Source organism: Streptomyces chrestomyceticus JCM 4735 (assembly GCF_003865135.1).
Taxonomy (GTDB): domain Bacteria; phylum Actinomycetota; class Actinomycetes; order Streptomycetales; family Streptomycetaceae; genus Streptomyces; species Streptomyces chrestomyceticus.
Window position 1 is genome coordinate 5,119,771 of the sequence record NZ_BHZC01000001.1, and the last position, 22,674, is coordinate 5,142,444.

At 71.1% G+C, this 22,674-nt stretch carries 26 protein-coding genes and 1 pseudogene; 18 read left to right on the plus strand and 9 right to left on the minus strand.

Translation table 11 applies throughout. The features are described from left to right. The first annotated feature begins 56 nt into the window (after nt 1–56). The 3 genes from EJG53_RS22050 (at nt 57) to EJG53_RS22060 (ending at nt 2,100) form a co-directional block, all read left to right on the plus strand. A complete protein-coding gene (locus EJG53_RS22050) occupies nt 57–659 on the plus strand; it encodes a TetR/AcrR family transcriptional regulator (RefSeq protein WP_125046243.1) in 603 nt (200 codons plus the stop codon). A gap of 155 nt (nt 660–814) precedes the next feature. Beyond that, nucleotides 815–1,318, plus strand: coding sequence for a cupin domain-containing protein (locus EJG53_RS22055; RefSeq protein WP_031008338.1), 504 nt, complete (start codon nt 815–817; stop codon nt 1,316–1,318). Beyond that, nucleotides 1,315–2,100, plus strand: a complete 786-nt coding sequence (locus EJG53_RS22060; RefSeq protein ID WP_125046244.1) for an SDR family NAD(P)-dependent oxidoreductase — start codon at nt 1,315–1,317, stop codon at nt 2,098–2,100. The genes EJG53_RS22055 and EJG53_RS22060 overlap by 4 nt, the downstream gene beginning before the upstream one ends. A 51-nt stretch (nt 2,101–2,151) precedes the next feature. Here the strand turns inward: EJG53_RS22060 and EJG53_RS22065 are convergent, their stop codons facing one another. The 3 genes from EJG53_RS22065 to EJG53_RS22075 all read right to left on the minus strand — a co-directional run bounded on the left by EJG53_RS22065 (nt 2,152) and on the right by EJG53_RS22075 (nt 3,763). Next, nucleotides 2,152–2,379: a hypothetical protein gene (locus EJG53_RS22065; RefSeq protein ID WP_050510721.1), complete on the minus strand. Its 228-nt coding sequence runs from the start codon at nt 2,377–2,379 to the stop codon at nt 2,152–2,154. 51 nt (nt 2,380–2,430) lie between these two features. Then, nucleotides 2,431–2,940: an STAS domain-containing protein gene (locus EJG53_RS22070; protein ID WP_125046245.1), complete on the minus strand. Its 510-nt coding sequence runs from the start codon at nt 2,938–2,940 to the stop codon at nt 2,431–2,433. A gap of 271 nt (nt 2,941–3,211) precedes the next feature. Continuing rightward, nucleotides 3,212–3,763, minus strand: coding sequence for a hypothetical protein (locus EJG53_RS22075; protein ID WP_078624706.1), 552 nt, complete (start codon nt 3,761–3,763; stop codon nt 3,212–3,214). Nucleotides 3,764–4,033: 270 nt separating this feature from the next. On the opposite strand from EJG53_RS22075, the gene hemL reads away from it, so the two are divergent. The 8 genes and pseudogenes from hemL to EJG53_RS22115 all read left to right on the plus strand — a co-directional run bounded on the left by hemL (nt 4,034) and on the right by EJG53_RS22115 (nt 12,500). Next, on the plus strand, nt 4,034–5,341 hold the full coding sequence (gene hemL / locus EJG53_RS22080; protein ID WP_125046246.1) for a glutamate-1-semialdehyde 2,1-aminomutase: 1,308 nt from the start codon (nt 4,034–4,036) through the stop codon (nt 5,339–5,341). Nucleotides 5,342–5,379: 38 nt separating this feature from the next. Then, the gene (locus EJG53_RS22085; protein WP_125046247.1) at nt 5,380–6,060 is read left to right on the plus strand and encodes a histidine phosphatase family protein; all 681 of its coding nucleotides are present in this window, start codon (nt 5,380–5,382) and stop codon (nt 6,058–6,060) included. A 186-nt stretch (nt 6,061–6,246) separates the two neighbouring features. Further along, nucleotides 6,247–7,470 carry a polysaccharide deacetylase family protein gene (locus tag EJG53_RS22090; protein WP_125046248.1) on the plus strand — a complete coding sequence of 408 codons (1,224 nt, stop codon included), beginning with the start codon at nt 6,247–6,249 and terminating at the stop codon, nt 7,468–7,470. Between the two features lie 153 nt (nt 7,471–7,623). After that, nucleotides 7,624–8,238 (plus strand): TlpA family protein disulfide reductase, encoded by a 615-nt coding sequence (locus EJG53_RS22095; protein WP_031008330.1) that lies wholly within the window; start codon nt 7,624–7,626, stop codon nt 8,236–8,238. 4 nt (nt 8,239–8,242) lie between these two features. Further along, nucleotides 8,243–9,010: a cytochrome c biogenesis CcdA family protein gene (locus EJG53_RS22100; RefSeq protein WP_125046249.1), complete on the plus strand. Its 768-nt coding sequence runs from the start codon at nt 8,243–8,245 to the stop codon at nt 9,008–9,010. A 3-nt stretch (nt 9,011–9,013) separates the two neighbouring features. Further along, a pseudogene (gene resB / locus EJG53_RS22105) lies at nt 9,014–10,827 on the plus strand (cytochrome c biogenesis protein ResB). Beyond that, a complete protein-coding gene (gene ccsB / locus EJG53_RS22110; RefSeq protein WP_031008326.1) occupies nt 10,824–11,918 on the plus strand; it encodes a c-type cytochrome biogenesis protein CcsB in 1,095 nt (364 codons plus the stop codon). Before resB ends, ccsB begins: the two are co-directional and overlap by 4 nt. Nucleotides 11,919–11,972: 54 nt before the next feature. Then, nucleotides 11,973–12,500 (plus strand): SRPBCC domain-containing protein, encoded by a 528-nt coding sequence (locus EJG53_RS22115; protein WP_125046250.1) that lies wholly within the window; start codon nt 11,973–11,975, stop codon nt 12,498–12,500. On the opposite strand, the gene EJG53_RS22120 is transcribed toward EJG53_RS22115, so the two are convergent. The 4 genes from EJG53_RS22120 to EJG53_RS22135 form a co-directional block, all read right to left on the minus strand. Further along, a complete protein-coding gene (locus EJG53_RS22120) occupies nt 12,479–13,129 on the minus strand; it encodes a DUF4291 domain-containing protein (protein ID WP_125046251.1) in 651 nt (216 codons plus the stop codon). The genes EJG53_RS22115 and EJG53_RS22120 overlap by 22 nt on opposite strands. A 62-nt stretch (nt 13,130–13,191) precedes the next feature. After that, the gene (locus tag EJG53_RS22125; RefSeq protein ID WP_125046252.1) at nt 13,192–14,151 is read right to left on the minus strand and encodes an isopenicillin N synthase family dioxygenase; all 960 of its coding nucleotides are present in this window, start codon (nt 14,149–14,151) and stop codon (nt 13,192–13,194) included. After that, the gene (locus EJG53_RS22130) at nt 14,144–14,575 is read right to left on the minus strand and encodes a nucleoside deaminase (RefSeq protein WP_241269249.1); all 432 of its coding nucleotides are present in this window, start codon (nt 14,573–14,575) and stop codon (nt 14,144–14,146) included. The genes EJG53_RS22125 and EJG53_RS22130 overlap by 8 nt, the downstream gene beginning before the upstream one ends. Nucleotides 14,576–14,900: 325 nt before the next feature. After that, nucleotides 14,901–15,356, minus strand: a complete 456-nt coding sequence (locus tag EJG53_RS22135) for a PLD nuclease N-terminal domain-containing protein (protein ID WP_125046253.1) — start codon at nt 15,354–15,356, stop codon at nt 14,901–14,903. Between the two features lie 88 nt (nt 15,357–15,444). Here EJG53_RS22135 and EJG53_RS22140 point away from each other — a divergent pair, with 88 nt between their 5' ends. Together EJG53_RS22140 and mqnP are read left to right on the plus strand one after the other, a co-directional pair. Beyond that, nucleotides 15,445–16,902, plus strand: a complete 1,458-nt coding sequence (locus EJG53_RS22140) for a menaquinone biosynthesis decarboxylase (RefSeq protein WP_031008312.1) — start codon at nt 15,445–15,447, stop codon at nt 16,900–16,902. A gap of 2 nt (nt 16,903–16,904) precedes the next feature. After that, nucleotides 16,905–17,828, plus strand: a complete 924-nt coding sequence (gene mqnP / locus EJG53_RS22145; RefSeq protein ID WP_125046254.1) for a menaquinone biosynthesis prenyltransferase MqnP — start codon at nt 16,905–16,907, stop codon at nt 17,826–17,828. A 167-nt stretch (nt 17,829–17,995) separates the two neighbouring features. Here mqnP and EJG53_RS22150 read toward each other — a convergent pair whose 3' ends face one another. Continuing rightward, a complete protein-coding gene (locus EJG53_RS22150) occupies nt 17,996–18,601 on the minus strand; it encodes a rhomboid family intramembrane serine protease (protein WP_125046255.1) in 606 nt (201 codons plus the stop codon). A 165-nt stretch (nt 18,602–18,766) separates the two neighbouring features. Between EJG53_RS22150 and EJG53_RS22155 the strand changes: the two genes are divergently transcribed. Next, complete coding sequence (locus EJG53_RS22155) at nt 18,767–19,435, plus strand: UbiX family flavin prenyltransferase (protein ID WP_125046256.1); 669 nt, start codon at nt 18,767–18,769, stop codon at nt 19,433–19,435. Here EJG53_RS22155 and EJG53_RS40685 read toward each other — a convergent pair. Continuing rightward, the gene (locus EJG53_RS40685; RefSeq protein WP_154806391.1) at nt 19,432–19,572 is read right to left on the minus strand and encodes a hypothetical protein; all 141 of its coding nucleotides are present in this window, start codon (nt 19,570–19,572) and stop codon (nt 19,432–19,434) included. The genes EJG53_RS22155 and EJG53_RS40685 overlap by 4 nt on opposite strands. A 131-nt stretch (nt 19,573–19,703) precedes the next feature. On the opposite strand from EJG53_RS40685, the gene EJG53_RS22160 reads away from it, so the two are divergent. From EJG53_RS22160 to EJG53_RS22175, 4 genes are all read left to right on the plus strand, one after another. After that, nucleotides 19,704–20,159: an Lrp/AsnC family transcriptional regulator gene (locus EJG53_RS22160; RefSeq protein WP_125046257.1), complete on the plus strand. Its 456-nt coding sequence runs from the start codon at nt 19,704–19,706 to the stop codon at nt 20,157–20,159. 160 nt (nt 20,160–20,319) lie between these two features. Next, a complete protein-coding gene (gene mqnE, locus EJG53_RS22165) occupies nt 20,320–21,486 on the plus strand; it encodes an aminofutalosine synthase MqnE (protein ID WP_125049517.1) in 1,167 nt (388 codons plus the stop codon). A gap of 114 nt (nt 21,487–21,600) precedes the next feature. After that, nucleotides 21,601–22,128 (plus strand): GNAT family N-acetyltransferase, encoded by a 528-nt coding sequence (locus tag EJG53_RS22170; protein ID WP_125046258.1) that lies wholly within the window; start codon nt 21,601–21,603, stop codon nt 22,126–22,128. Nucleotides 22,129–22,236: 108 nt separating this feature from the next. Further along, nucleotides 22,237–22,527 carry a DUF4229 domain-containing protein gene (locus tag EJG53_RS22175; RefSeq protein WP_125046259.1) on the plus strand — a complete coding sequence of 97 codons (291 nt, stop codon included), beginning with the start codon at nt 22,237–22,239 and terminating at the stop codon, nt 22,525–22,527. The last annotated feature ends 147 nt before the right edge of the window (nt 22,528–22,674 follow it).

The following is a 22,674-nucleotide window of genomic DNA, read 5'->3' on the forward strand; positions in this document are numbered from 1 at the left end:
CAACGATAGGGCCGGGTCGCTGGCCGGTCAACAGTTGTTGGCCTACAGTCGTTGGCATGGCTGAGACCGAATCCTCCCCGTCCGCACCGGACGCCGCGCCGGACCGCCCCCGTCGCTCCGACGCCACCCGTGCCGCGATCCTCGAAGCCGCCCGCGAGCGCTTCGCCGCCGACGGCTACGAACGCGCCACCATCCGGGCCGTCGCCCGGGACGCGGGCATCGACCCGTCGATGGTCATGCGCTACTACGGCAACAAGGCGGGCCTGTTCGCGGCGGCCTCCGAGATCGACCTGAAGCTGCCCGACCTGACGTCGGTACCGCGCGACCAGCTCGGCGCCATGCTCGTACGGCACTTCCTCGACCGCTGGGAGCGCGACGAGACGCTGACCGCGATGGTGCGCGTCGCCGTCACCAACGAAGCGGGCGCCGAACGGCTGCGCGGCGTCTTCGCCGAACAGATCAGACCGGCGCTCGCGGCGGTCTGCGCGGTCCCGGAGAAGGCCGAGTCCCGCGCGGCGCTGGTCGGCTCCCAGCTCGTGGGCATGGGCATGCTGCGGTACGTCCTGGTGCTGCCGCCCGCCGCCGCCCTCGGCCGCGAGGAGGTCGTGAGCTGGCTGGGGCCCACCATCCAGCACTATCTGACCGCCGAGCACCCGTAGAGCCGGTGGCGTGATCCGGCCGGAGACCTGCCCCGACCTGCCCATGACGCGCCAGGCTTCCGTGATCCCCGGACGAGGCGGCACCGCCGTTCTACGGTGGTGGCCGCACCAGCCGTACGTGCCGCCGTACCCGCAGAGGACCGGGAAGGAGACGCATGGCCCGGCAACCGTCCGTGTCACCGTCGCCCCAGGAAATCGTCGAACTCTACGGACTGGAGCCGCTGCCCAGGGAGGGGGGCCGCTACCGGCAGACCTGGGCGGGGCCCGCACGCCCCGACGGGCGCCCGGAGGGCTCCGCGATCGTCGTCCTGCTCACCGCGGAACCCGACGGCCACAGCGCGCTCCACCGCCTGCCCACCGACGAGGTCTGGCACTTCTACCTCGGCGACCCGCTCGCGATGCTCCTGCTGGACCCGTCCGGCGGCACCCGGACGGTCGTCCTCGGGCCGGACGTGCTGGGCGGCCAGCACGTCCAGTTCACGGTGCCGGCCGGCACCTGGATGGCGGCCGAGGTCGCCGACGGCGGCGCCTGGTCGCTGTTCGGCTGCACCATGGCGCCCGGCTTCACCTTCGACGTGTACGAGCACGGGGACGCCGCCGAACTGGCCGCGCGCTATCCCCAGGAGGCGGCGCGCATCACCGCGCTGTCCCGCCCGTGAGCGCGCCCGCCGGCAGCCCGCGGCTGCCCTCCCTCGCGGGCCAGGTGGCCCTGGTCACCGGTGCGGGCGGCGGCCTCGGCACCGGCATCGCGCTGCGCCTCGCCGAGGCGGGCGCCGCGGTCGTCGCCCACTACCGGACGAACGCCACCGCCGCCGAAGCACTCGTCTCGCACATTGAGGAGCAGGGCGGCAGCGCGCTTGCCGTACGGGCCGACCTGTCCGTCGAGGAGGAGTGCCACCAGTTGGTGCGTACGGCGGCGGAGTGGCGCGGCCGGCTCACCGCCCTGGTGAACAACGCGGGCGTGCAGCCCGTCCAGGACCTGGCCTCCATGAGCGTCGCCGACTGGCGCGCGGTCAACGACACCAACGTCCTGAGCGTCTTCGCCTGCACCCAGGCCGCCGCCGCGGTGATGCGGGACGGCGGAGGCGGCTCTATCACCCACATCGCCTCCATCGAGGCGCACCAGCCCACCGCGGCCCACGCCCACTACTGCGCGTCCAAGGCGGCCGTCGTGATGCACGCGCGCACGGCCGCGCTGGAGTACGGGCCCGACGGCATCCGCGTCAACAGCGTCTCGCCGGGCCTGATCGACCGCGAGGGCCTGGCGGAGTCCTGGCCGGACGGCGTGCACCGCTACCGGCAGGCGGCACCGGCCGGCCGGCTCGGGCGCCCCGAGGACATCGGAGACGCCTGTGTCTTCCTCGCCTCACCGATGGCCGCATGGGTGACCGGGCACGACCTGGTGGTGGACGGCGGGGTGTCGGCCAGACCCACATGGTGACCGCTCACCCGACGCCCGCCCGTCCCGCACCGCCCGCCCGGCCCCGGCGCCCTACTTGCCCTTCGCCGCGCCACCACGCTCCGCGCGGTACCGCTTGTCGTAGCGGTCCTGGCGGATGCGGCGCTCCCGGTAGGCGCGGTACTCCGCGTCGTAGCTCAGATAGCCCTGGCGGAAGCGCACGGCCAGATAGAGCAGGACGGCGGAGGCCAGCCACCACACCGGATTGGCGAACCCGGCGGCGACCGTCAGCAGGAACGAGACGAGCAGAAGTGGGAACACTGCGCACCTCCCACAGTGTGCGGTGATCGGAGGCGCCCCGCCGGAGCGCCGCTAGGCCACGGCCCCGGCCGGTGGGCCGGGCGGTTCGGCGGCCGGGGTGCCGGTCGCGGTGTCCAGGCCGGAGAAGACCGGCAGCAGCCGGTTCAGGCCGCTGGCCTGCAACGCCGCGAGGACGGCCGGGCTCGGCTGGACGAGCCGCAGGTCACCGCCCTGCGCACGGGCCCGCCTGGCCGCCGCGACGAGCGGGCCGAGGGCGAGCGCGCAGCAGTCGGTGACCTCGGACAGGTCGACGATCAGCAGGCTTCCGGGAGCGCGGGGCAGGCGCCGCAGGCGTTCGCGCAGGGTGGGCAGGGTCGCCAGGTCCACCCGGCCGCGCACGATGAGGACCGCGAAGTCGGTGTCGGTCACGGGGACCGACGGCACCTCGCCCGTCGCGGGCTCCGGCGGCACGGCCGGCGTGGCGGTCCGCGCCGGTGCGTGCCGGGTGTGGTGGCGGGGCGGCACCCGCGTGCCGACCGCGCCGGCGCGCGGGAAGTCGAGGGACGTTCCGGGGTCTGCCATCAGCACGCGCCTCCTCGGGGCGGACGGGCTTCCGCGCTGCCGGGGACTCGGGCTGCACCGTCCAGGGTAGTGCGGGGCGGGTGGCGGGAACAGCGTGCGTGGCCGACCGGTCGGGGGCGGGGGCGCCCTGACGGCGCATCATCCGTACGGCGCGCGCCGTACGGAGCCGCCGTCCGTGACCGCCGCGGGAGTCCCGGCCACCCCGGCAGAGGTTCCGGCCACCCGCGGCCGAGCCCCCGCCGGGGCCCGGCGCCTGACAGCTTTCAGCAGGTCACGGCCACACCAGGCAGTACGCCTGGTGTCCGGCGTCGTGCAGCCGGTGGGAGAAGTCCTGCCACTCGTGGAGGAGCTGGTAGACGGTGAAGGCGTCCCGGGGGCCGCCGCGGTCGGGGACCGTGGACCAGATGAAGGCCGCGGCGCCCACCGACTCCTCGCCGACGCCGCGCAGCGGGTCGACGACCGTCATGGGGAGCTTGACGACGGCGTAGTCGGGATGGAGGACGACCAGTTCGAGCGGCGGGACCTTGTGCAGCGGTATGCCTTCTATGCCGGTGAGGACCATCGCGGCCATCGTCTCCGGCTTGATCTTCGTGAACATGCCGCCCATGCCGAGCTCGTCGCCGCCGAGCTCTTCGGGCCGCATCGAGATCGGCACGCGCGCCGCCGTGGCACCGTTCGGCGCGCCGAAGTATTTGTACGTCACCCCCATGCGGCCGCCTCTGTTTCCCCCGCCCTTGATCTCCTCGCGCCGGTGGCGGCCCCGCTGGTCGCGCTCAGGCCCCCGGTCATCGGTGCCCTCGCCCAGTCCGCCACCGCGATGCATATCTCCACCCGACCACTCGCAGCCCCAGCCGCGCAACCCGATCATCGTCTCAGAGACCTCCCCCGTCACCGGCGCGCGAAACGCCCGGCCGCGCGCCCCCGTGCGCCTCTGAGACCATTGCTTGCGTGACTTACTCGTACGTTGCCCCAGTTTTGCAGACCCGCGGGGTCTGACACCTGGTCGGTAGCGAGGGGATTTCCGCTCCGCGCTCCGCCCGGGTGCCGCCGCCGGCCGCCGCCCCTTCCTACATTTGCGCAGGTCAGGATCACAGTGCCTTTTCCCTATGAAGCCCCAGTTTCGCAGACGCTCTTCGACCGTGCGGCCGTTGTGACGCCGGGCGGGGTGAACTCTCCCGTGCGCGCGTTCGGCGCCGTGGGTGGTTCGCCCCGGTTCATGGTGTCCGGTACCGGTCCGTACCTCACCGACGCCGACGGACGCGAGTACGTCGACCTCGTGTGCTCGTGGGGCCCGATGATCCTCGGGCACTCCCACCCCGAGGTGCTCGCCGCCGTCCAGGAGGCCGTCGCCCGCGGCACCTCCTTCGGCACGCCCGGCGAGGGCGAGGTGGAGCTGGCCGAGCGGATCGTGGACCGGATCGCCCCGGTCGAGCAGGTCCGGCTGGTCTCCTCCGGCACCGAGGCGACCATGTCCGCCATCCGGCTGGCGCGCGGTTTCACCGGCCGCACCAAGGTCGTGAAGTTCGCCGGCTGCTACCACGGGCACGTGGACGCGCTGCTGGCCGCGGCCGGCTCCGGCGTCGCCACCTTCGGGCTGCCGGACACGCCCGGCGTCACGGGCGCCCAGGCCGGTGACACGATCGTGCTGCCGTACAACGACATCGAGGCCGTACGGGCCGCCTTCGCCGCGCACCCCGGCGAGATCGCCTGCGTGATCACCGAGGCGGCGGCCGGCAACATGGGCGTCGTCCCGCCGCTGCCCGGCTTCAACCAGGGCCTGAAGGACCTCTGCGCCGAGAGCGGCGCGCTCTACATCTCCGACGAGGTCATGACCGGCTTCCGGGTCAGCCGCACCGGCTGGTACGGCATCGACGGCGTCCGCCCCGACCTGATGACCTTCGGCAAGGTCATGGGCGGCGGCTTCCCGGCCGCGGCCTTCGGCGGGCGCGCCGACGTGATGGCGCACCTCGCCCCGGTCGGCCCGGTCTACCAGGCGGGCACCCTGTCCGGTAACCCGGTCGCCACGGCCGCGGGGATCGCCCAGTTGAAGCTGCTGGACGAGGCGGCGTACGAGAAGGTCGACGCGGTCTCCGAGCAGGTGCGCTCGCTGGTCGCCGACGCCCTGACGAAGGCGGGCGTCGCGCACCGCCTCCAGGTCGCGGGCAACATGTTCTCGTTCGCCTTCACCGACCAGGACGTGACCGACTACGCCTCGGCCAAGGCGCAGGAGGCGTTCCGCTTCACCGCCTTCTTCCACTCGATGCTGTCCCAGGGCGTGTACCTGCCGCCGTCCGCGTTCGAGTCCTGGTTCGTCTCGACCGCCCACGACGAGCGGGCGGTCGAGCGGATCGCCGCCGCCCTGCCGTCGGCCGCGCGGGCCGCCGCCGAAGCGAGCGCGTGAGCGCGGCGGACGGCGGAGCGGACCGGAAGATGGGTGACATGAACAGCGAAGACATCACCGTCGTACATCTGATGCGGCACGGCGAGGTGCACAACCCGGAGGGCGTGCTGTACGGGCGGCGGCCCGGCTACCACCTCTCCGAGCTGGGACGGACCATGGCCGACCGGGTGGCCGAGCACCTGGCGGGGCGGGACATCACCCATGTCGTGGCGTCCCCGCTGGAGCGGGCGCAGGAGACCGCGGCGCCGGTCGCCAAGGCGCACGGCCTGGACCTGGCCACCGACGAGCGGCTGATAGAGGCGGCCAACGTCTTCGAGGGCAAGACCTTCGGGGTCGGCGACGGCGCGCTGAAGAAGCCGGGCAACTGGAAGTACCTGACCAACCCGTTCCGCCCGTCGTGGGGCGAGCCGTACCTGGAGCAGGTCGTACGGATGATGGGGGCGCTCGGCGCGGCGCGCGACGCGGCCCGCGGGCACGAGGCGGTGGCGGTCAGCCACCAGCTTCCGATCTGGATCGTGCGCAGCTTCGCCGAGCGGCGGCGGCTGTGGCACGACCCGCGCAAGCGGCAGTGCACGCTCGCCTCGCTGACCTCGTTCACCTTCCGCGGCGACAAGATCATTTCGGTGGGTTACAGCGAGCCGGCGCTCGATCTGGTGCCGGCGCACCTGCGGGCGGGCGCCAAGCCGCAGGCCGGTAAATCCAAAGCCTTCGGGGCGTAACCTCCGGCCGGTTTTTCGCATCGTGTGATGTGAGGGATGCGAGAGGCCGGTGTGACGTGAGGTCATCTACAAGCAAAATAATAAAATCGCGCCAATAGCCCGGAACCTCCGTGTTCGACAATGCCTCTTACCCGATGTCCGTTTATACGGATATTGAGTGTGACGAGTACGGATGGGGACGACGGTATGCGCGCGATCAGTCGGCGGAACGTGCTGGGCATGGGAGTGGGGGCGGCCGCGGCGCTCGGCGTCGCGGGCTGCTCCACCGGCTCCGGTTCCGGGTCCGGCTCCGGCCAGGACAAGAACGCGGTGCAGGCCAAGGCCAAGCCGATCGGCGACGGCTCGACGGCCGACTCGGGCCCGCAGCCGCACCAGCCGGAGAAGCCGCGCCGGCTGGAGCCCGGCGAGACCCCGCCGCAATTCGTGATCTTCTCGTGGGACGGCGCGGGCGAGGTCGGCAACGGCCTCTTCCCGCGCTTCCGCAAGCTGGCCAAGGACCACAACGCGGCCATGACCTTCTTCCTCTCCGGGCTCTACTGCCTCCCGGAGTCGAAGAAGCACCTCTACCGCCCGCCGAACAACAAGGTCGGCGCCTCGGACATCGGCTACCTCTCCGACGAGCACATCAAGGCGACCCTGAAGAACGTGCGGGAGGCGTGGCTGGAGGGCCACGAGATCGGCACCCACTTCAACGGGCACTTCTGCGGCGAGGCCCGTACCTCGGTCAAGCACTGGACCCCCGCCCAGTGGCAGTCCGAGATCGACCAGGCCATGGACTTCGTCACCAAATGGCGGACGAACACCGGTTTCACCGATCTCGAACCGCTGCCCTTCGACTACAAGAAGGAACTGATCGGCGGCCGTACGCCCTGCCTGCTCGGCCAGGAGAACCTGCTGCCCACCGCCAAGAAGCTGGGCTGGCGCTACGACGCCAGCTCGCCGGGCGGCCTGCAGATGTGGCCCAAGAAGAAGATGGGCATCTGGGACTTCCCGCTCCAGCAGATACCTTTCCCCGGACACCGGTTCGAGGTCCTCTCCATGGACTACAACATCCTCGCGAACCAGTCCAAGAACTCCACCAAGGGCCCGCCCGCCAACTACCCGCACTGGCGCAAGGAGGCCACCGGCGCCTACATCAAGGGCTTCGAGCGGGCCTACGAGACCAACCGCGCCCCCCTGTTCGTCGGCAACCACTTCGAGCAGTGGAACGGCGGCCTCTACATGGACGCCGTCGAGGAAGCGCTCAAGCACATCGCCGACGAGAAGCGCAAGGACGTGCGCCTGGTCTCCTTCCGGCAGTTCACCGACTGGCTCGACGCGCAGGACCCGAAGGTCGTGGCCAAGCTCCAGGGCCTGCGGGTCGGCCAGAAGCCCACGGGCGGCTGGAAGACGTTCCTCTCGGGCGCCTGAGACGCGGGGTACGGGCCGGGGCCGCGCGCCCCGGCCCGTACGCATCGGCGGAACCGGGCCCCGTAAGCCGCCTGACGTGCCCCGACATGACCGGTACCGCCCCGGCGAGGGGGGTGCGGAAGATCCGCTACGGCCCCATGCGAAACTTTTCACATGAGTGCCTGCCGCGTCCCCCGACGACTCGCCAGTCATCGCCGCACCGCGCTGTTCGCCGCGGGAGCCGCGCTCGCCGCGCTGACGCTGAGCGCCTGCGGCGAGGGCACGTCCGGCGGTTCCGAACAGACCCAGTTCGTCGAGGGCAAGGACGGCGTCGAGCGGGTCGCCAAGGCGGACCGTAAGCCCGTCCCCGACATCTCCGGCGAAACCACCCAGAGCGCGAAGCTGGACATCAAGGACTACAAGGGCAAGGTCGTCGTCCTGAACGTCTGGGGATCGTGGTGCGCCCCCTGCATCGCCGAGGCCCCCAACTTCGCCAAGGTCGCCAACGAGACCAAGGCCAAGGGTGTCCAGTTCGTCGGCATCAACACCCGCGACTCGCAGAAGTCCCAGGCGGTCAGCTTCGAGGAACAGCACAAGGTGCCGTACCCGAGCCTGTTCGACCCCACCGGCAAGCTGATGCTGCGCTTCCCCAAGGGCAGCCTCAACCCGCAGGCGATCCCCTCCACCATCGCCGTCGACCGGGAGGGCAGGATCGCCGCGCGGTCCATCGGCCCGCTCGGCGAGGACGAGCTGCGCAAGATGCTGCAGCCGCTGATCGACGAGAAGTGATCACGTGATCGCGCTCGCCGCCGCCACCTCGGGGCCCGCCTCCACCATCACCTCGGGCACCCTGCTCCTCGCCGTGCCCGTCGCCCTCCTCGGCGGGCTGGTCTCCTTCTTCTCGCCCTGCGTGCTGCCGCTCGTACCCGGCTACATGTCCTACGTCACCGGCGTGACCGGTACGGACCTCGCCGACGCCAAGCGCGGTCGGATGCTCGCCGGCGCCTCCCTCTTCATCCTCGGCTTCACCGCCGTCTTCGTCTCCACCGGCGCGCTCTTCGGCTTCTTCGGCAGCGTCCTCCAGGAACACCAGGACATCCTCAACAAGATCCTCGGCGTCCTGCTGATCCTGCTCGGCCTGGCCTTCGCCGGCATCCTGAAGAACTTCGGCCAGCGTGAGCTGCGCTTCCACAAGAAGCCCGCCATGGGCCTGGCCGGCGCGCCGGTGCTCGGCGTGCTCTTCGGCGTCGGCTGGACGCCGTGCCTGGGCCCGACCCTGACCGCCGTCAGCTCGCTCGCCATCGACCAGGCCAGTGCCGGACGCGGCGCCCTGCTGACCGTGGCCTACTGTCTGGGACTGGGCCTGCCCTTCATCGCCGTCGCGCTGGCCTTCCGCAAGGTGCTCGGCGCCTTCGGCTGGGTCAAGCGCCACTACGTGTGGGTGATGCGGCTGGGCGGCGGCATGATGGTCGTGCTCGGCGTCCTGCTCCTCACCGGCGCGTGGGCCGACCTGATGTCCACCATGCGGAGCTGGTCCAGCAGCTTCACCCCAGGGATCTGATCGATGACCACCAAGACCGACGCCGCCCGCGACGCCGACGACGCCGATGTCGGCGCCGCGGGCTCGCAGCTTTCCACCGCGCCCCAGGAGGAGGTCTCCTTCCCGTCCCTGGGGCCGATCGGCTGGGCCCGGTGGTTCTGGCGGCAGCTCACCTCGATGCGGGTCGCGCTGATCCTGCTGTTCCTGCTCTCCCTGGGGGCCATCCCCGGCTCGCTGGTCCCGCAGACCAGCATCGACCCGACCAAGGTCGAGCAGTTCCGGGCCGACCACACCACGCTGGCGCCGATCTACGACAAGCTGGGCCTCTTCCACGTCTACAGCTCGGTCTGGTTCTCCGCGATCTACCTGCTGCTGTTCATCTCGCTGATCGGCTGCATCGTGCCGCGCACGTGGCAGTTCGTCGGGCAACTGCGCAGCCGCCCGCCGGGCGCCCCGCGCCGGCTGACCCGGCTGCCCGCGTACACCACGTGGCGTACGGACCGGGCGCCCGAGGAGGTGCTCGGCGCCGCGCAGCGGATGCTGAAGAAGCGCCGTTTCCGCGCCCACACGGTCGGTGACGCGGTCGCCGCCGAGAAGGGCTACCTCCGCGAGGCCGGCAACCTCGTCTTCCACATCTCCCTGATCGTGATCCTGGTGGCGGTCGCCGTCGGCAGCCTGTGGAAGTCCGAGGGCGGCAAGCTCGTCGTCGAGGGCGACGGCTTCGCCAACAGCCTCACCCAGTACGACAACTTCAAGTCCGGTGCCTTCTACGACACCGACGACCTGGAGCCCTTCGGCTTCTCCCTCAAGAGCTTCGACGCGTCCTACGAGCGCACCGGCCCCAGAAGGGCACCCCGCGCGAGTTCCGCGCCAACATCTCGTACTTCCGGGGCGCGGACGGCCAGGAGCACCAGGGCAAGATCGAGGTCAACCACCCGCTGGAGATCGCCGACTCCAAGATCTTCCTGCTCTCGCACGGCTACGCGCCGGTCGTCGAGGTCACCGACGGCCGCGGCAAGAAGGTCTACAGCGGCGCGGTGCCGTTCCTGCCGCAGGACATGCAGAACTACACCTCCACCGGTGTGGTCAAGGTGCCCAACGCGCTGACCCCGGACGGCAAGCGCAACCAGCTCGGCTTCTCCGGCTTCTTCGTGCCGACGTACGGCGGCAAGGGCTCCGGCTCGATGTTCTCCACCTTCCCCGCGCTGGACAATCCGCGGCTGACGCTGACCGCGTACCACGGCGACCTCGGCGTGGACTCCGGACTGCCGCAGAGCGTGTACCAACTGGAGAAGAAGAACCTCAAGCAGTACAAGCAGGACGGCCGCGCCGTCGCCCAGATGATGCAGCCCGGTGAGACGATGAAGCTGCCCGGCGGCGACGGCAGCATCAAGTTCGTCGGCGTCAAGCAGTGGGCCACCTTCCAGGTCTCCCACCAGCCCGGCAACGGCCTCGCGCTGATCGGCGCGATCGCCGTGCTGCTCGGCCTGGCCGGCTCGCTGTTCATCCAGCGCCGCCGGGTGTGGGTACGGGCCGTCCGGGGCGCCGACGGCGTGACCGTCGTCGAACTGGCGGGCCTGGGCCGCAGCGAGTCCGCCCGCCTGCCGGAGGAACTGGCGGATCTGGCGGAAGCCCTCGGGCCGGACGCGCCGCAGGCCGCGGAGGCGGCGGCGGCCCCCGATCCGGACGCGCCGCAGACCGCCCAGACAGCGGCGGACCCCGACTCGGCCCCGTCCGCCGCCTCGAAGAATCCCACCCCCACCGGCCCCGAGAACGCGGCGAAGCCCACCGACTCCGCCGATGATCCTGCCGATCCCTCCGAAGGAGCGCGCGCGTGAACCTCGCTGCCGCAGCCACCAACGAGAACCTGGCCAGTATCAGCAACGTGCTGATCTACTCGGCCATGGCCGTGTACACCCTCGCCTTCCTCGCGCACCTCGCCGAGTGGGCCTTCGGCAGCCGCAGCAAGGTCGGCCGTACGGCCGCGGCCCTGACCGCCACGGTGCCCGCCCCCGCCAAGGCGACGGCGGCCCGCACGGCGGAACAGGGCGGCGGCACCGCCGTACTGGAGCGCCCCAAGGTCGTCACCCGCGCGGCCAACGGCAGCCGGGACGTCCCGGACGGCCCGGGCGCCGCGGGCGGCACCGAGAAGGGCGACCTGTACGGCCGGATCGCCATCTCGCTGACCACCCTCGCCTTCCTGATCCACCTCGGCGGCGTCCTCACCCGCGGCCTGTCCGTACAGCGCGCCCCCTGGGGCAACATGTACGAGTTCTCCACGACCTTCGGCATGGTCGCGGTCGCCGCGTACCTCGTCCTGCTCGCCCTGAAGAAGAACGTCCGCTGGATCGGCCTGCTGCTGACCGCCACCGTCCTGCTGGACCTCGGCGTGGCCGTCACCTGGCTCTACACCGACAGCTCCCAGCTCGTCCCGGCCCTGCACTCGTACTGGCTGTGGATCCACGTGAGCTGCGCGATCATCTCCGGCGCCTTCCTCTACCTCGGCGCCGTCTCCACGCTGCTCTACCTCTTCCGCGACCGCTACGAGAGCAAGCTGGCCGACCCCTCCGGCAAGCAGCCCGGCGCCTTCGCCACCTCCGTGATGGAGCGCCTCCCCGCGGCCGCCAGCCTGGACAAGTTCTCCTACCGCGTGAACGCCACGATCTTCCCCCTGTGGACCTTCACGATCATCGCGGGCGCCATCTGGGCCGGCGAGGCCTGGGGCCGCTACTGGGGCTGGGACTCCAAGGAGATCTGGTCGTTCGTCACCTGGGTCGCCTACGCCGCCTACCTCCACGCCCGCGCCACCGCCGGCTGGAAGGGCCGCAAGGCCGCCTACCTGGGCCTGTTCGCCTTCCTGACGTACATCTTCAACTACTACGTCGTGAACTACTTCTTCTCGGGTCTGCACTCCTACTCGGGGGTCTGACCCGGTCGGAGCAGTACCCCGGCGGAAACCCGTGCCGTACGCGACGGTGGCCTCATGGATCGTCTTGAGAGCCCCGTCCCGTACGGCACCGCCGTTTCCGCCGACGACACCCACACCCTCCGGTACGAGCTGAGCTTTCCCCAGCCTGTGGAGCGGGTGTGGGACGCGGTGGCCACCCAGGAGGGGCTGCCGGGCTGGCTCGCGGTCGCCGATCCGTTCGTACGGCACGAGGGCGGCGCGATCACCCTGCGGTGGCAGAACACCGATGAGAACGGCACCGCGACGGTGGCTCCGGGCCAGGTCACGGGCTGGGGGCCGACCCGGCTGGCCGAGTACACCGTCGACGTCCACGGCCGGATCCGCTTCGATCTCCAGCCGCGCGACGGCGCGGACGGCACCCGCCTGCGCTTCACCAACGAGTTCACCGGCTCGCCCGCCTGCCGGCTGGACTGCCTCGCGGGCTGGCACCACCACTTCGAGTTCCTGGCCGAGGCACTGGCGGGCCGGCCCAAGGACTGGTCCACCTGGAACCTCGACCGGTGGCGGGAGCTGCGCGCGGACTACGCGGCGGCGGGGGAGTGAAGGCCCGGGGTACCTGTCGGGGCCGGATAGGGGCTTTCCTCGGGGAGCAGTCCGGCGGCGGTGGTCAGGTCGCCGCGGGTGACGAGCGCGTGGATCTCGTGGGCGAGCGGGGTGACGTCCCGGATGGCGACGGTCCACTCGTCGGCGTAGCGGCGGGACGCCTCGTCGGACAGGCCGAGCTGGAGCGAGCGGTGGGGCAGGGGAGAGAGGCGGAGGTCGCGTTCGGGGTCCCACTGGATGCGGGCCGGGGAGTCGCGCAGTTGCTGTCTCCAGGCGTCCCGGTCGGTGTGGACGGCGGGGTCGTAGTGGGACAGGCAGGCGTGGCGCAGCGCCCAGTCGAAGCCGGCGCGGTCGAGCTCGATGGCGAGGACGCGCTCCTGGTCGGGCTTGGTGGCCCAGCCGCAGCGGTACATCATCCACAGGAACGACGGCTTGATCCACGTCATCCGCTCCCGTTTCCACGCGGGCGGGAAGCGGCCGTCGCGGGCGGCGGGGAGGCCGAGGGCCGGGCTGTACGCCTGGTAGACGGTGATGGTCGTGGCGGTGTGGAGGGCGCGGATGCGGCGGAGGGGTTCGGGGTGGGCGGTGTGTCCGGTGGTGCGGTCGAGCTGGTCGGGTTCGACGTTCATGGGCCGTCAGTCTGGGCGGGCAGCCCCTCCGGGGGCCACTGAATTCGGCGGCGGACCGTACGTCAGGAGGTGCCCTGCGCGTTGATGGCGTTCAGTTGGCCGCGCAGGTACGTGTGGGAGTCCGGCAGGGCGCCGACGCGGGTGCCGGGGTCGCACTCGTAGAAGTAGACCAGGGACATCAGCTCTTCGGTGGGGTCGTCCGGCGGGGGCGGCAGGACGCGGTGGCGGCCGGAGCGCCAGCGGCCGTCGGTCCAGTGGGCCATCAGGTCGCCGATGTTGACGGTGAGGGAGCCGGGTACGTACGGGGCGTCCTGCCAGCCGGTGCCGCCGTGCGCGGGGTCGGTCCAGATCTGCAGGCCGCCCTTGCCGTACTGCCGGTCCAGGACCGTGACCGTGCCGAAGTCGGTGTGCGGGCCGATGCGGAACTGGCCGGGCAGGGCCTCGCCCACCGTCTCCGTCCCCGGATACCAGTTGATGTTGAAGCCCCAGGTGGGGTGGGCGGTGTGCCGGGTGAAGCGGTCGGGCGCGGCGCCGAGCGCGGTGGCGAGGAGTTCCAGGAGCTGGTCGGAGAGGGCGCGCAGGGCGGCGAGGAGGTCCTGGACGTCGGTGCGGAGCGCCGGGACCTGGTGGGGCCAGATGTTGGGCAGGAACCACTCGGCGTCGACGGCCGGGACGCCGGTCGGCTCCTCGGAGGCGAAGGACAGCGACTCCTTCAGGTCCGGTGGGGTGGTGGTGCCTTCGGCGGCGCCGTTGGCCTCGGCGCCGGGGCCGAGCCAGCCGCGGCCGCCGACCTCGGTGGCGTACGGCTGCTTGGCCGCGGCGGGCAGCGCGAAGAAGGTACGGGCGGTGGCGCGGACGCGGTCGCGCAGCTCCTGGTCGATGCCGTGGCCGGTGACGAGGAGGAAGCCGGCGGCGCGCAGCCCGGCGTCGACGGCCTCGGCGATACGGCGGCGGGTGTCCGTACCGCCGTCCCGCCAGCGGGTGAGGTCGACGGTGGGGACGGGGGACGGGAGGTCACTCATGGCCGATGTCCTCGTTCCACAGCGCGGGCCGGGCGGCGATGAACTCGCGGAGCAGCGTCCTGCATTCCGCGTCGTCCAGCAGCACGATCCGTATGCCGCTCTGCGCCAGCCAGTCGTGGCCGCCGTGGAAGGTGCGGGTCTCGCCGATCAGGACGCGCGGGATGCCGAACTGGCGGATCAGGCCGCAGCAGAACCAGCAGGGGGAGAGGGTGGTGACCATCGTCGTGCCGCGGTAGTCGCGGCGGCGGCCCGCGGCGCGGAAGGCGGTGGTCTCCGCGTGCGCGGACGGGTCGCCGTCCTGGACGCGCCGGTTGTGGCCGCGTCCGAGGACGGTGCCGTCGAAGTCGTACAGCGCGGCGCCGATGGGGATGCCGCCCTCCGCCAGTCCGGCCCGTGCCTCGGCGACCGCCGTCGCCAGCATCATCCGCTCCCGGTCCCTCACGACGGCCACTCTCCTCGCCTCGGGACGGCCGGGCAACGCGTGGGACGTGATCAGGCCGGAGTGTCCGATGGCGGGGAGTGCGGGGAGGGCGTGCGGGTACGGGGGCACGCGCCGGGCCGGGGCCGGGGAGCCGGGGCCGGGCTCGGGGAGGTGTGGCCGGGTCCGGGGAGCCGGGGCCGGGCCCGGGGAAGTGGCGCGCTGCTGCGGCAGGCGGGGCGTGTCGGTAGGGCGGGCGGGGCGTGTCGGTACGGCGGGGAAGGGCGCGCCGGTCGGGCGCGCAAGGGCGTGCCGGTACGCGGCGGGAGCGTCAGCCCTTCGGCGGCGGGGTGCCGCCCTCGCCGTCCGCCGAACCGTTTTCCTTGCGCCGCAGTTCCTCCTCGCGGCGCCGCAGGTCGGCCTCCCAGTCCTTCAGGAGCGCCTCGTCCCGCTTGCCCTCGTCCTTCGGGCCGTCCTTCTTCTCGCCGTCGTCCTTGAGCGAGCGCAGGAACTCGGGGTTGTCGTCCGGCGCGACCCACTTCGGGGCCGCGCCGCGCCCGCCGCGGGGCCACGGCGACGCGGCGCCGCCCCCGGCGTGCTCACGGCGGGGCCGGCCCGCCACCAGCCACGCGACCGGCCCGATCAGCACCTCGCCGAAGAGCAGGATGATGAAGACCCAGGCAATCTTCGGCAGGCCGCGGACCTGGTTCTCCGGCGTGTTCAGGCAGTCGATGAACGCATAGATCCACAGCGCCAGGATCACGAGGAACGGCAGATACCTGAGCATTGCGGAAGCAGCCCCCCAGAGCTGACGGGCGGGCCTCGGCGGGGCCCGGTGACCCGTCCAGGGTAGTGCGTACCGGATACTGGAACGCATGGCTTATGACGACCTTCGCTCGTTCCTGCGCGCGCTCGACCGGGAGGGCGACCTCAAGCGGATCAAGGCCGAGGTCGACCCGTACCTGGAAGTCGGCGAGATCGTCGACCGGGTGCAGAAGTCCGGCGGTCCCGCGCTGCTCTTCGAGAACGTCAAGGGCTCGTCGATGCCGCTGGCGATGAACGTGTACGGCACCGACCGCCGGCTGCTCAAGGCGCTCGGCCTGACCTCGTACAACGACATCAGCGACAAGATCGGCGGGCTGCTCCGGCCCGAGCTGCCGCAGGGCTTCGTCGGGGTGCGGGAGGCGTTCGGCAAGCTCGCGAACATGACGCACGTACCGCCGAAGAAGGTCAAGGGCGACAGCGCCCCGGTCCAGGAGGTCGTGCTCCAGGGCGACGACGTCGACCTGGACCGGCTCCCCGCGCTGTTCACCTGGCCGCAGGACGGCGGGTCGTTCTTCAACCTGGGCCTGACCCACACCAAGGACCCGGAGAGCGGCGTACGCAACCTGGGCCTCTACCGCCTCCAGCGCCACGACAAGCGCACCATCGGCATGCACTGGCAGATCCACAAGGACAGCCGCAACCACTACCAGGTGGCCGCCAAGCGCGGTGAGAAGCTGCCGGTCGCCATCGCCTTCGGCTGTCCGCCGGCCGTGACGTACGCCTCCACCGCGCCGCTGCCCGGCGACATCGACGAGTACCTGTTCGCCGGGTTCGTCCAGGGCAAGCGGATCGAGATGGTGGACTGCAAGACCGTGCCGCTCCAGGTCCCGGCCAACGCCGAGGTCGTGCTGGAGGGCTGGCTGGAGCCCGGCGAGATGCTGCCGGAGGGCCCCTTCGGCGACCACACCGGCTTCTACACGCCGCAGGAGCCGTTCCCCGCGCTGACCATCGACTGCGTCACGATGCGCCGGCGGCCGCTGCTCCAGTCGATCGTCGTCGGCCGGCCGCCGACGGAGGACGGGCCGCTGGGCCGGGCAACGGAACGGTTCTTCCTGCCGCTGCTGAAGATCATCGTGCCGGACATCGTGGACTACCACCTGCCCGAGTCGGGCGGCTTCCACAACTGCGCGATCGTCTCGATCGACAAGAAGTACCCCAAGCACGCCCAGAAGGTGATGCACGCCATCTGGGGCGCGCACATGATGTCGCTGACCAAGCTGATCATCGTGGTCGACGCCGACTGCGACGTGCACAACCTGCACGAGGTGTCCTGGCGGGCCCTCGGCAATACGGACTACGCGCGCGACCTGACCGTCGTCGAGGGCCCGGTCGACCACCTGGACCACGCCTCGTACCAGCAGTTCTGGGGCGGCAAGGCAGGCATCGACGCGACGCGCAAGCTGCCCGAGGAGGGCTACACGAGGGACGGCGGCTGGCCGGAGATGGTCGAGTCGGACCGCGAGACGGCGGCGAAGGTCGACCGCCGCTGGAAGGAGTACGGGTTCTAGACATGAGCGCCGATTCAGCGACACCGGATCTCTTCGCCCCCGAACCCGCACCGCCCGGCAAGATCAAAGCCTTCCTGCGGCTGGTGATGATCGAGCACTCGGTCTTCGCGCTGCCCTTCGCCTACATCGCCTCGCTGACCGCGATGCACGGCTCCGACAAGAGCGTCCACTGGGTCGAGCTGCTGCTGGTCACGGTCGCGATGGTGGGCCTGCGGACGTTCGCGATGGCCGCCAACCGCATCATCGACCGGGAGATCGACGCCCGTAACCCGCGCACCGCGGGCCGCGAGCTGGTCACCGGCGCGGTGAGCGTGCGCTCCGCGTGGACCGGCGCGCTAATCGCCGTGGTGTTCTTCCTGGGCGCCGCGGCGCTGCTGAACCCGCTGTGCCTGGCGCTGGCGCCGGTCGCCGTGATCCCGATGGTGGTCTATCCGTACGGGAAGCGGTTCACGAACTTCCCGCACGCGATCCTGGGCCTCGCCCAGGCGATCGGCCCGATCGGCGCGTGGATAGCCGTCACGGGGTCCTGGTCCTGGGACGCGGTGATCCTCGGGGTCGCCGTCGGTGTCTGGATCGGCGGCTTCGACCTGATCTTCGCCTGCCAGGACGTGCAGGCCGACCGGGCGCACGGCGTGAAGTCCGTACCGGCCCGCTTCGGCATCCCGGCGGCGCTGCACGGCGCCCGCGCCTGCCACGCCGTCACCACGGCGCTGCTGGTCTGGTACGCGCTCGCCACCCACGCCGGGGTCTTCTTCTGGATCGGTCTGGTGATCGTCGTAGCGGCCTTCCTCTACGAGCACACGATCGTGCGGCCGCACGACCTCTCCCGGCTCAACCGGGCCTTCTTCCAGGTCAACGGGTTCATCGGGATAGCGCTGTTCGTCTGCGCGCTGCTCGATCTGTTCGTTCGCGGTCTGACGGTCTGACGGTCTGACGGAACCGGCCGGCCTGACGGAATGGGTCGGTCTGACGGTCTGATGGTCCGGGCCGTGGCGCTCCGGGGGCGGCTGCCTCCGGAGCGTCGTACGTTGTGGCGGCCCTCGCCACCGCCACCGCACAGTCCGGGTCGAGCCCCCCCACGGAACCGCACCCGTTACGGAACCGCCCGGGTCTCCACCCCGGATATCCGCTCGGCCGGTCGCTGCCGGAAGGCGAACGCCGCCAGCACGCCGCCCACCAGCCCGAACAGGTGGCCCTGCCAACTGATGCCGCTGTCGGTGGGCAGCGCGCCCCACAGGATCGAGCCGTACACCGCGGCGACCAGCACCCCGAGGCCGATGTCCAGCGGCTTGCGGTCGATGAAGCCGCGTATCAGGAGATAGCCGAAGAGGCCGAAGACGACACCGGAGGCACCGGCCGTGTTGCTCCCGGCGGGGGCGGTCAGCCAGACGCCCAGGCCGCTGGTCAGGGCTATCAGCAGCGCCACCCCGACGAAGCGGCGCAGGCCGACGCGGAACGCGGCCAGGAAGCCGAGGAGCAGCAGCGGCAGGGTGTTGGCCGTCAGGTGGTCGAAGCCGAAGTGGATGAAGGCGGCGGGCAGCACGTCGGCCAGCTCGCTCAGCTCGCGCGGCCGTACGCCGAAGGTGTCCAGCGCGTTGCCGGACGCGGCGTCGGCGATCTCGAGCACCCACAGCAGGGCGACCCAGCCGAGCATCAGTACGGCGGCGGGCCTGGCCCGCTCCAGCGCTCGCGTCATCATCCGCGGCACCTCCCCTTCCCCGTTCACTGGAACAAACGGCCGTGCGGGGTCCGATGGTTCCGCCGGATAGGCTCGAACCGTGGAACCGCAGGACGACAACCCCAGTCAGCCCGGCGTCGCAAGGCCCGGCGGGCCCCCGCCCGTCCGGCCGCCGGGTCCGCCGACGTGCCCCGCCGCCCTTGGGTGGTGGGTGTCTCCGGCGCGTCCGGCACGCCGTACGCGGCGTCCGTGGTGCGCGGCCTGCTGACGGCCGGCGAGGCGGTGGACCTGATCGTCAGCCGGGCCTCGAGGCTGACGCTGCTGGACGAGACGGGCATCTCCTTCCGGGACGCGCACTGGCGCGCGGACCTGCGGGAGTGGCTGGCGCGGGGCGCGGACGGCAAGCCGGGGACGTTCGGCGTCACGGACGCCGACCTGGACCTGGTGCGGTACTGGCCGGCCGGTGATCTGGCCGCGGGGCCGTCGTCGGGCTCGTACCCGGTGAAGGGGATGCTGATCGTGCCGGCCAGCACGGCGTGTGTGGCGGGCGTGGCGCTGGGGCTGTCGAAGGACCTGCTCCAGCGGGTGGCGAGCGTGACGCTCAAGGAACGCAGGAGGCTGGTGGTCGCGGTGCGGGAGACCCCGCTGAACGGGCAGACCCTCAGGCATCTGGTGACGCTGGACGAGGCGGGCGCCGTCGTGGTGCCCGCCTCGCCGGCGTTCTACGCGGGAGCGACGCACATCCAGGATCTGGTGGACTTCGTCGCGGGCCGGGTGCTGGATACGGCGGAGGTGCCGCACCGGCTCTACCGGCGGTGGGAAGGGGAGCTCGGATCGGGCTCCAAGGAGGCTTAGCGCTTCCCGGCGGTGGAGCCGTTGCGGCCGAAGCGGCGCTTGCCCTGGGCGGTGGCGGCGGGACGGTGAGCACGAGAACGATTGGCCAGCTCCTGCAGCTCGCGCATGCGGGCGTAGGCCATCTCGATCGAGTACACGGTGACATCTCCTGGGAAAGATCGTCTTTGATCAACTGGGATTGACGGTTCTACAGGGTCGCAGCCCCTGTATGCCTTAGATTCTACATGTAAAAGCCGGGATTGCAGAGTGAATGGAAGGTCAGGGGCGTATGGATGCCGTAGATAGGCAGCTCATCCAGGCACTGCGGGAGAACGGCAGGGCCTCGTACGCGGAGCTGGGCCAGCTCGTGGGCCTGTCCGGGCCCAGCGTCACCGACCGGATCAACCGCCTGGAGGCGGCCGGCGTGATCACCGGTTACCGCGCGACCGTCGACGCGGCCTCGCTCGGCCTGGGCGTCACCGCCCTGGTCGGCATCTCGCTGTCGGACGCGGCCGACCACGAGGACGTGGCGATGCGGCTGCGCGACCTCGCGGAGATCGAGGACGCCTGGTTCATCGCGGGCGACGACTCGTACATGCTCAAGGTCCGGGTCGGCGACGTGGACGGGCTGGAGCGCACCATCCGCAGGCTCTCGGGCACCAAGGGCGTCTCCCGGACGCGCACCACCATCGTGCTCTCCACCAAGTGGGAGAACCGCGTGGGCGAGCTGCCCGAGGACGCGTAGGCGGCCCGCCGCACGACACGCGGAACCCCGCTCCCTGGCCTGTACGGCGGGCTCCCGGCCGTACAGGCATGGGGGCCCGGCGGGGCCGGAAAACGGGGGAGTACGCTCGGTGAAGCCCGATTTTGGCAGAGATATGGGAGGCGGCCGGATGACTGCATCCATGGATGTGGGTCTCAAGCGCGAGCTGGAGGACAAGGTCCGGTCCGGGGAGCGGCTGACCCGCGAGGACGGCATCGCCCTCTACGAGAGCGACGACCTGGCGTGGCTCGGCGGCCTCGCCCACGAGGTGCGCACGCGCAAGAACGGCGACGTCGTGCACTTCAACGTCAACCGTCACCTCAACATGACGAACGTGTGCACCGCCTCGTGCGCGTACTGCTCCTTCCAGCGCAAGCCGGGCGAGAAGGACGCGTACACGATGCGCATCGAGGAGGCCGTCCGCCTCGCCAAGGCGATGGAGGGCGACAAGCTCACCGAGCTGCACATCGTCAACGGCCTCCACCCCACCCTGCCGTGGCGCTACTACCCGCGCTCGCTCAGCGCCCTCAAGGAGGCGCTGCCCGACACGGTCTCCCTCAAGGCGTTCACCGCCACCGAGATCCACCACTTCGAGAAGATCTCCGGGCTGCCCGCCTCCGAGATCCTCGACGAGCTGATCGCCTCCGGTCTGGAGTCGCTGACCGGCGGCGGCGCGGAGATCTTCGACTGGGAGGTGCGCCAGCACATCGTCGACCACGACACCCACTGGGAGGACTGGTCGCGCATCCACCGCCTGGCGCACGAGAAGGGTCTGAAGACCCCGGCGACGATGCTGTACGGGCACATCGAGGAGCCCCGGCACCGCGTCGACCACGTACTGCGGCTGCGTGAGCTGCAGGACGAGACCAACGGCTTCCAGGTCTTCATCCCGCTGCGCTACCAGCACGACTTCGTGGACATGAAGGACGGCAAGGTCCGCAACAAGCTCCAGGCGCGCACCACGATGGCGACCGGCGCCGAGGCCCTGAAGACCTTCGCGGTCTCCCGGCTGCTGTTCGACAACGTGCCGCACGTGAAGGTCTTCTGGGTCATGCACGGCGTGCAGACCGCGCAGCTCGCGCTGCAGCACGGCGCCGACGACATGGACGGCTCGGTCGTCGAGTACAAGATCACGCACGACGCGGACAACTACGGCACGCCGAACAAGCTCACCCGCGACGACCTGCTGGAACTGATCCGCGACGCGGGCTTCCGGCCGGTCGAGCGCAACACCCGCTACGAGATCATCCGGGAGTACCCGGGCCCGGACGCGGAGCGCCGCGAGGCACCGCAGCCGATGCGGGTGTGACACCAGGGCCGGACGGAACGCCGGTGCCTGGCGATACGGCAAGGACAGCCGATACGCCAGGGCCGGACAGGACGGCAGGGGCGGGTGTCACCCGGGGCGATTAGGGTCCGCACCATGGATCTCCGCTTCGACCTGGACCCCGCCGTCACCCCCGAACTGACCGACGGCATCCGCACACTGTGGGCCGAGGTGTCCAACGCGGGCGGTGCCGTCGGGTTCGTCCCGCCGGTGACGGCCGAGGACGTCCGCCCCGACCTGCTCTCCCACCTGGTGGCGATGTCCGAGGGGCGCGCCCGGCTGGTCGCGGGCCGCGACGCGCACGACGGCCGGGTGCTCGCCACCGCCTTCCTCCACCTCAACCAGCACCGCCTGATGAAGCACTGGCTGTGGGTCTACACCGTGATGGTGCACCCCTCCCTCCAGGGGCAGGGCGCCGGCCGCGCCCTGATGGCGGCCGTCGACGAGGCCGCCCGCGCGACCGACGGCATCGAGGGCATCCGGCTCACCTGCCGCGGCGGCACCGGCGTCGACGGCTTCTACACCTCCTGCGGCTACAAGGAGGTCGGCCGGGTCCCGTCGGCCATCAAACTGGCCGACGACGACTACCGGGACGACATCACGATGTGGCGCGAACTGGCGTGACGGCGCGCCGCGTCCCGGCCCACGGCAGGGGTCCGAAAAGATCACGAATCGGGCTGTGCTTGACTGGAGTCAGACCCTTTCGGTTGTCGTCGTGAAGAAGGTCCGCCCGTGAGTAGCCAGAAGTTCGCCACGCTCCGCTACACCGCCCTGCGCCTGGGGATCTTCGTCGTGTGCTTCGCGCTGGTCTGGGCGCTGGCGTACTTCCACATCATCCCGCTCGGCGTGGGCAGTTCCAACGCCGTGTGGCTGCTGCTGCTCGCGATCGTGATCTCCGCGCCGCTGAGCTTCGTGCTGCTGCGCAAGCAGCGGGACGCGATGTCCGAGCAGATCGTGGCGAAGGTCGACCGGCAGAAGGCCCGCATCGCGGCCAGCGCCCGCCAGGAGGACGGCCTCCTGTAGCCCTCCGCAGGCGCTGTAAGGCGCCTCACAGTCGACGGATGCCCCGCCGAGGAGAACCCCTCCACGGCGGGGCATCACGCGTTCCCCCAGCCGCTCCGGCCCTCCCCCGCCCCGTAGGCCCAAAGAAACTCTTTGGGTTCCCCAAAG

What these genes read in the sequence shown, in the direction of transcription:
- EJG53_RS22115 (WP_125046250.1), top strand. Translation starts at nt 11,973, where the DNA reads ATGGATCGTCTTGAGAGCCCCGTCCCGTACGGCACCGCCGTTTCCGCC.
- EJG53_RS22170 (WP_125046258.1), top strand. Translation starts at nt 21,601, where the DNA reads ATGGATCTCCGCTTCGACCTGGACCCCGCCGTCACCCCCGAACTGACC.
- EJG53_RS22095 (WP_031008330.1), top strand. Translation starts at nt 7,624, where the DNA reads ATGAGTGCCTGCCGCGTCCCCCGACGACTCGCCAGTCATCGCCGCACC.
- EJG53_RS22140 (WP_031008312.1), top strand. Translation starts at nt 15,445, where the DNA reads ATGGCTTATGACGACCTTCGCTCGTTCCTGCGCGCGCTCGACCGGGAG.
- EJG53_RS22090 (WP_125046248.1), top strand. Translation starts at nt 6,247, where the DNA reads ATGCGCGCGATCAGTCGGCGGAACGTGCTGGGCATGGGAGTGGGGGCG.
- EJG53_RS22150 (WP_125046255.1), bottom strand. Translation starts at nt 18,601, where the DNA reads ATGATGACGCGAGCGCTGGAGCGGGCCAGGCCCGCCGCCGTACTGATG.
- EJG53_RS22075 (WP_078624706.1), bottom strand. Translation starts at nt 3,763, where the DNA reads ATGCATCGCGGTGGCGGACTGGGCGAGGGCACCGATGACCGGGGGCCT.
- EJG53_RS22160 (WP_125046257.1), top strand. Translation starts at nt 19,704, where the DNA reads ATGGATGCCGTAGATAGGCAGCTCATCCAGGCACTGCGGGAGAACGGC.
- EJG53_RS22125 (WP_125046252.1), bottom strand. Translation starts at nt 14,151, where the DNA reads ATGAGTGACCTCCCGTCCCCCGTCCCCACCGTCGACCTCACCCGCTGG.
- mqnE (WP_125049517.1), top strand. Translation starts at nt 20,320, where the DNA reads ATGGATGTGGGTCTCAAGCGCGAGCTGGAGGACAAGGTCCGGTCCGGG.
- EJG53_RS22050 (WP_125046243.1), top strand. Translation starts at nt 57, where the DNA reads ATGGCTGAGACCGAATCCTCCCCGTCCGCACCGGACGCCGCGCCGGAC.
- EJG53_RS22055 (WP_031008338.1), top strand. Translation starts at nt 815, where the DNA reads ATGGCCCGGCAACCGTCCGTGTCACCGTCGCCCCAGGAAATCGTCGAA.
- mqnP (WP_125046254.1), top strand. Translation starts at nt 16,905, where the DNA reads ATGAGCGCCGATTCAGCGACACCGGATCTCTTCGCCCCCGAACCCGCA.
- EJG53_RS22135 (WP_125046253.1), bottom strand. Translation starts at nt 15,356, where the DNA reads ATGCTCAGGTATCTGCCGTTCCTCGTGATCCTGGCGCTGTGGATCTAT.
- EJG53_RS22130 (WP_241269249.1), bottom strand. Translation starts at nt 14,575, where the DNA reads ATGATGCTGGCGACGGCGGTCGCCGAGGCACGGGCCGGACTGGCGGAG.
- EJG53_RS22085 (WP_125046247.1), top strand. Translation starts at nt 5,380, where the DNA reads ATGAACAGCGAAGACATCACCGTCGTACATCTGATGCGGCACGGCGAG.
- EJG53_RS22070 (WP_125046245.1), bottom strand. Translation starts at nt 2,940, where the DNA reads ATGGCAGACCCCGGAACGTCCCTCGACTTCCCGCGCGCCGGCGCGGTC.
- EJG53_RS22120 (WP_125046251.1), bottom strand. Translation starts at nt 13,129, where the DNA reads ATGAACGTCGAACCCGACCAGCTCGACCGCACCACCGGACACACCGCC.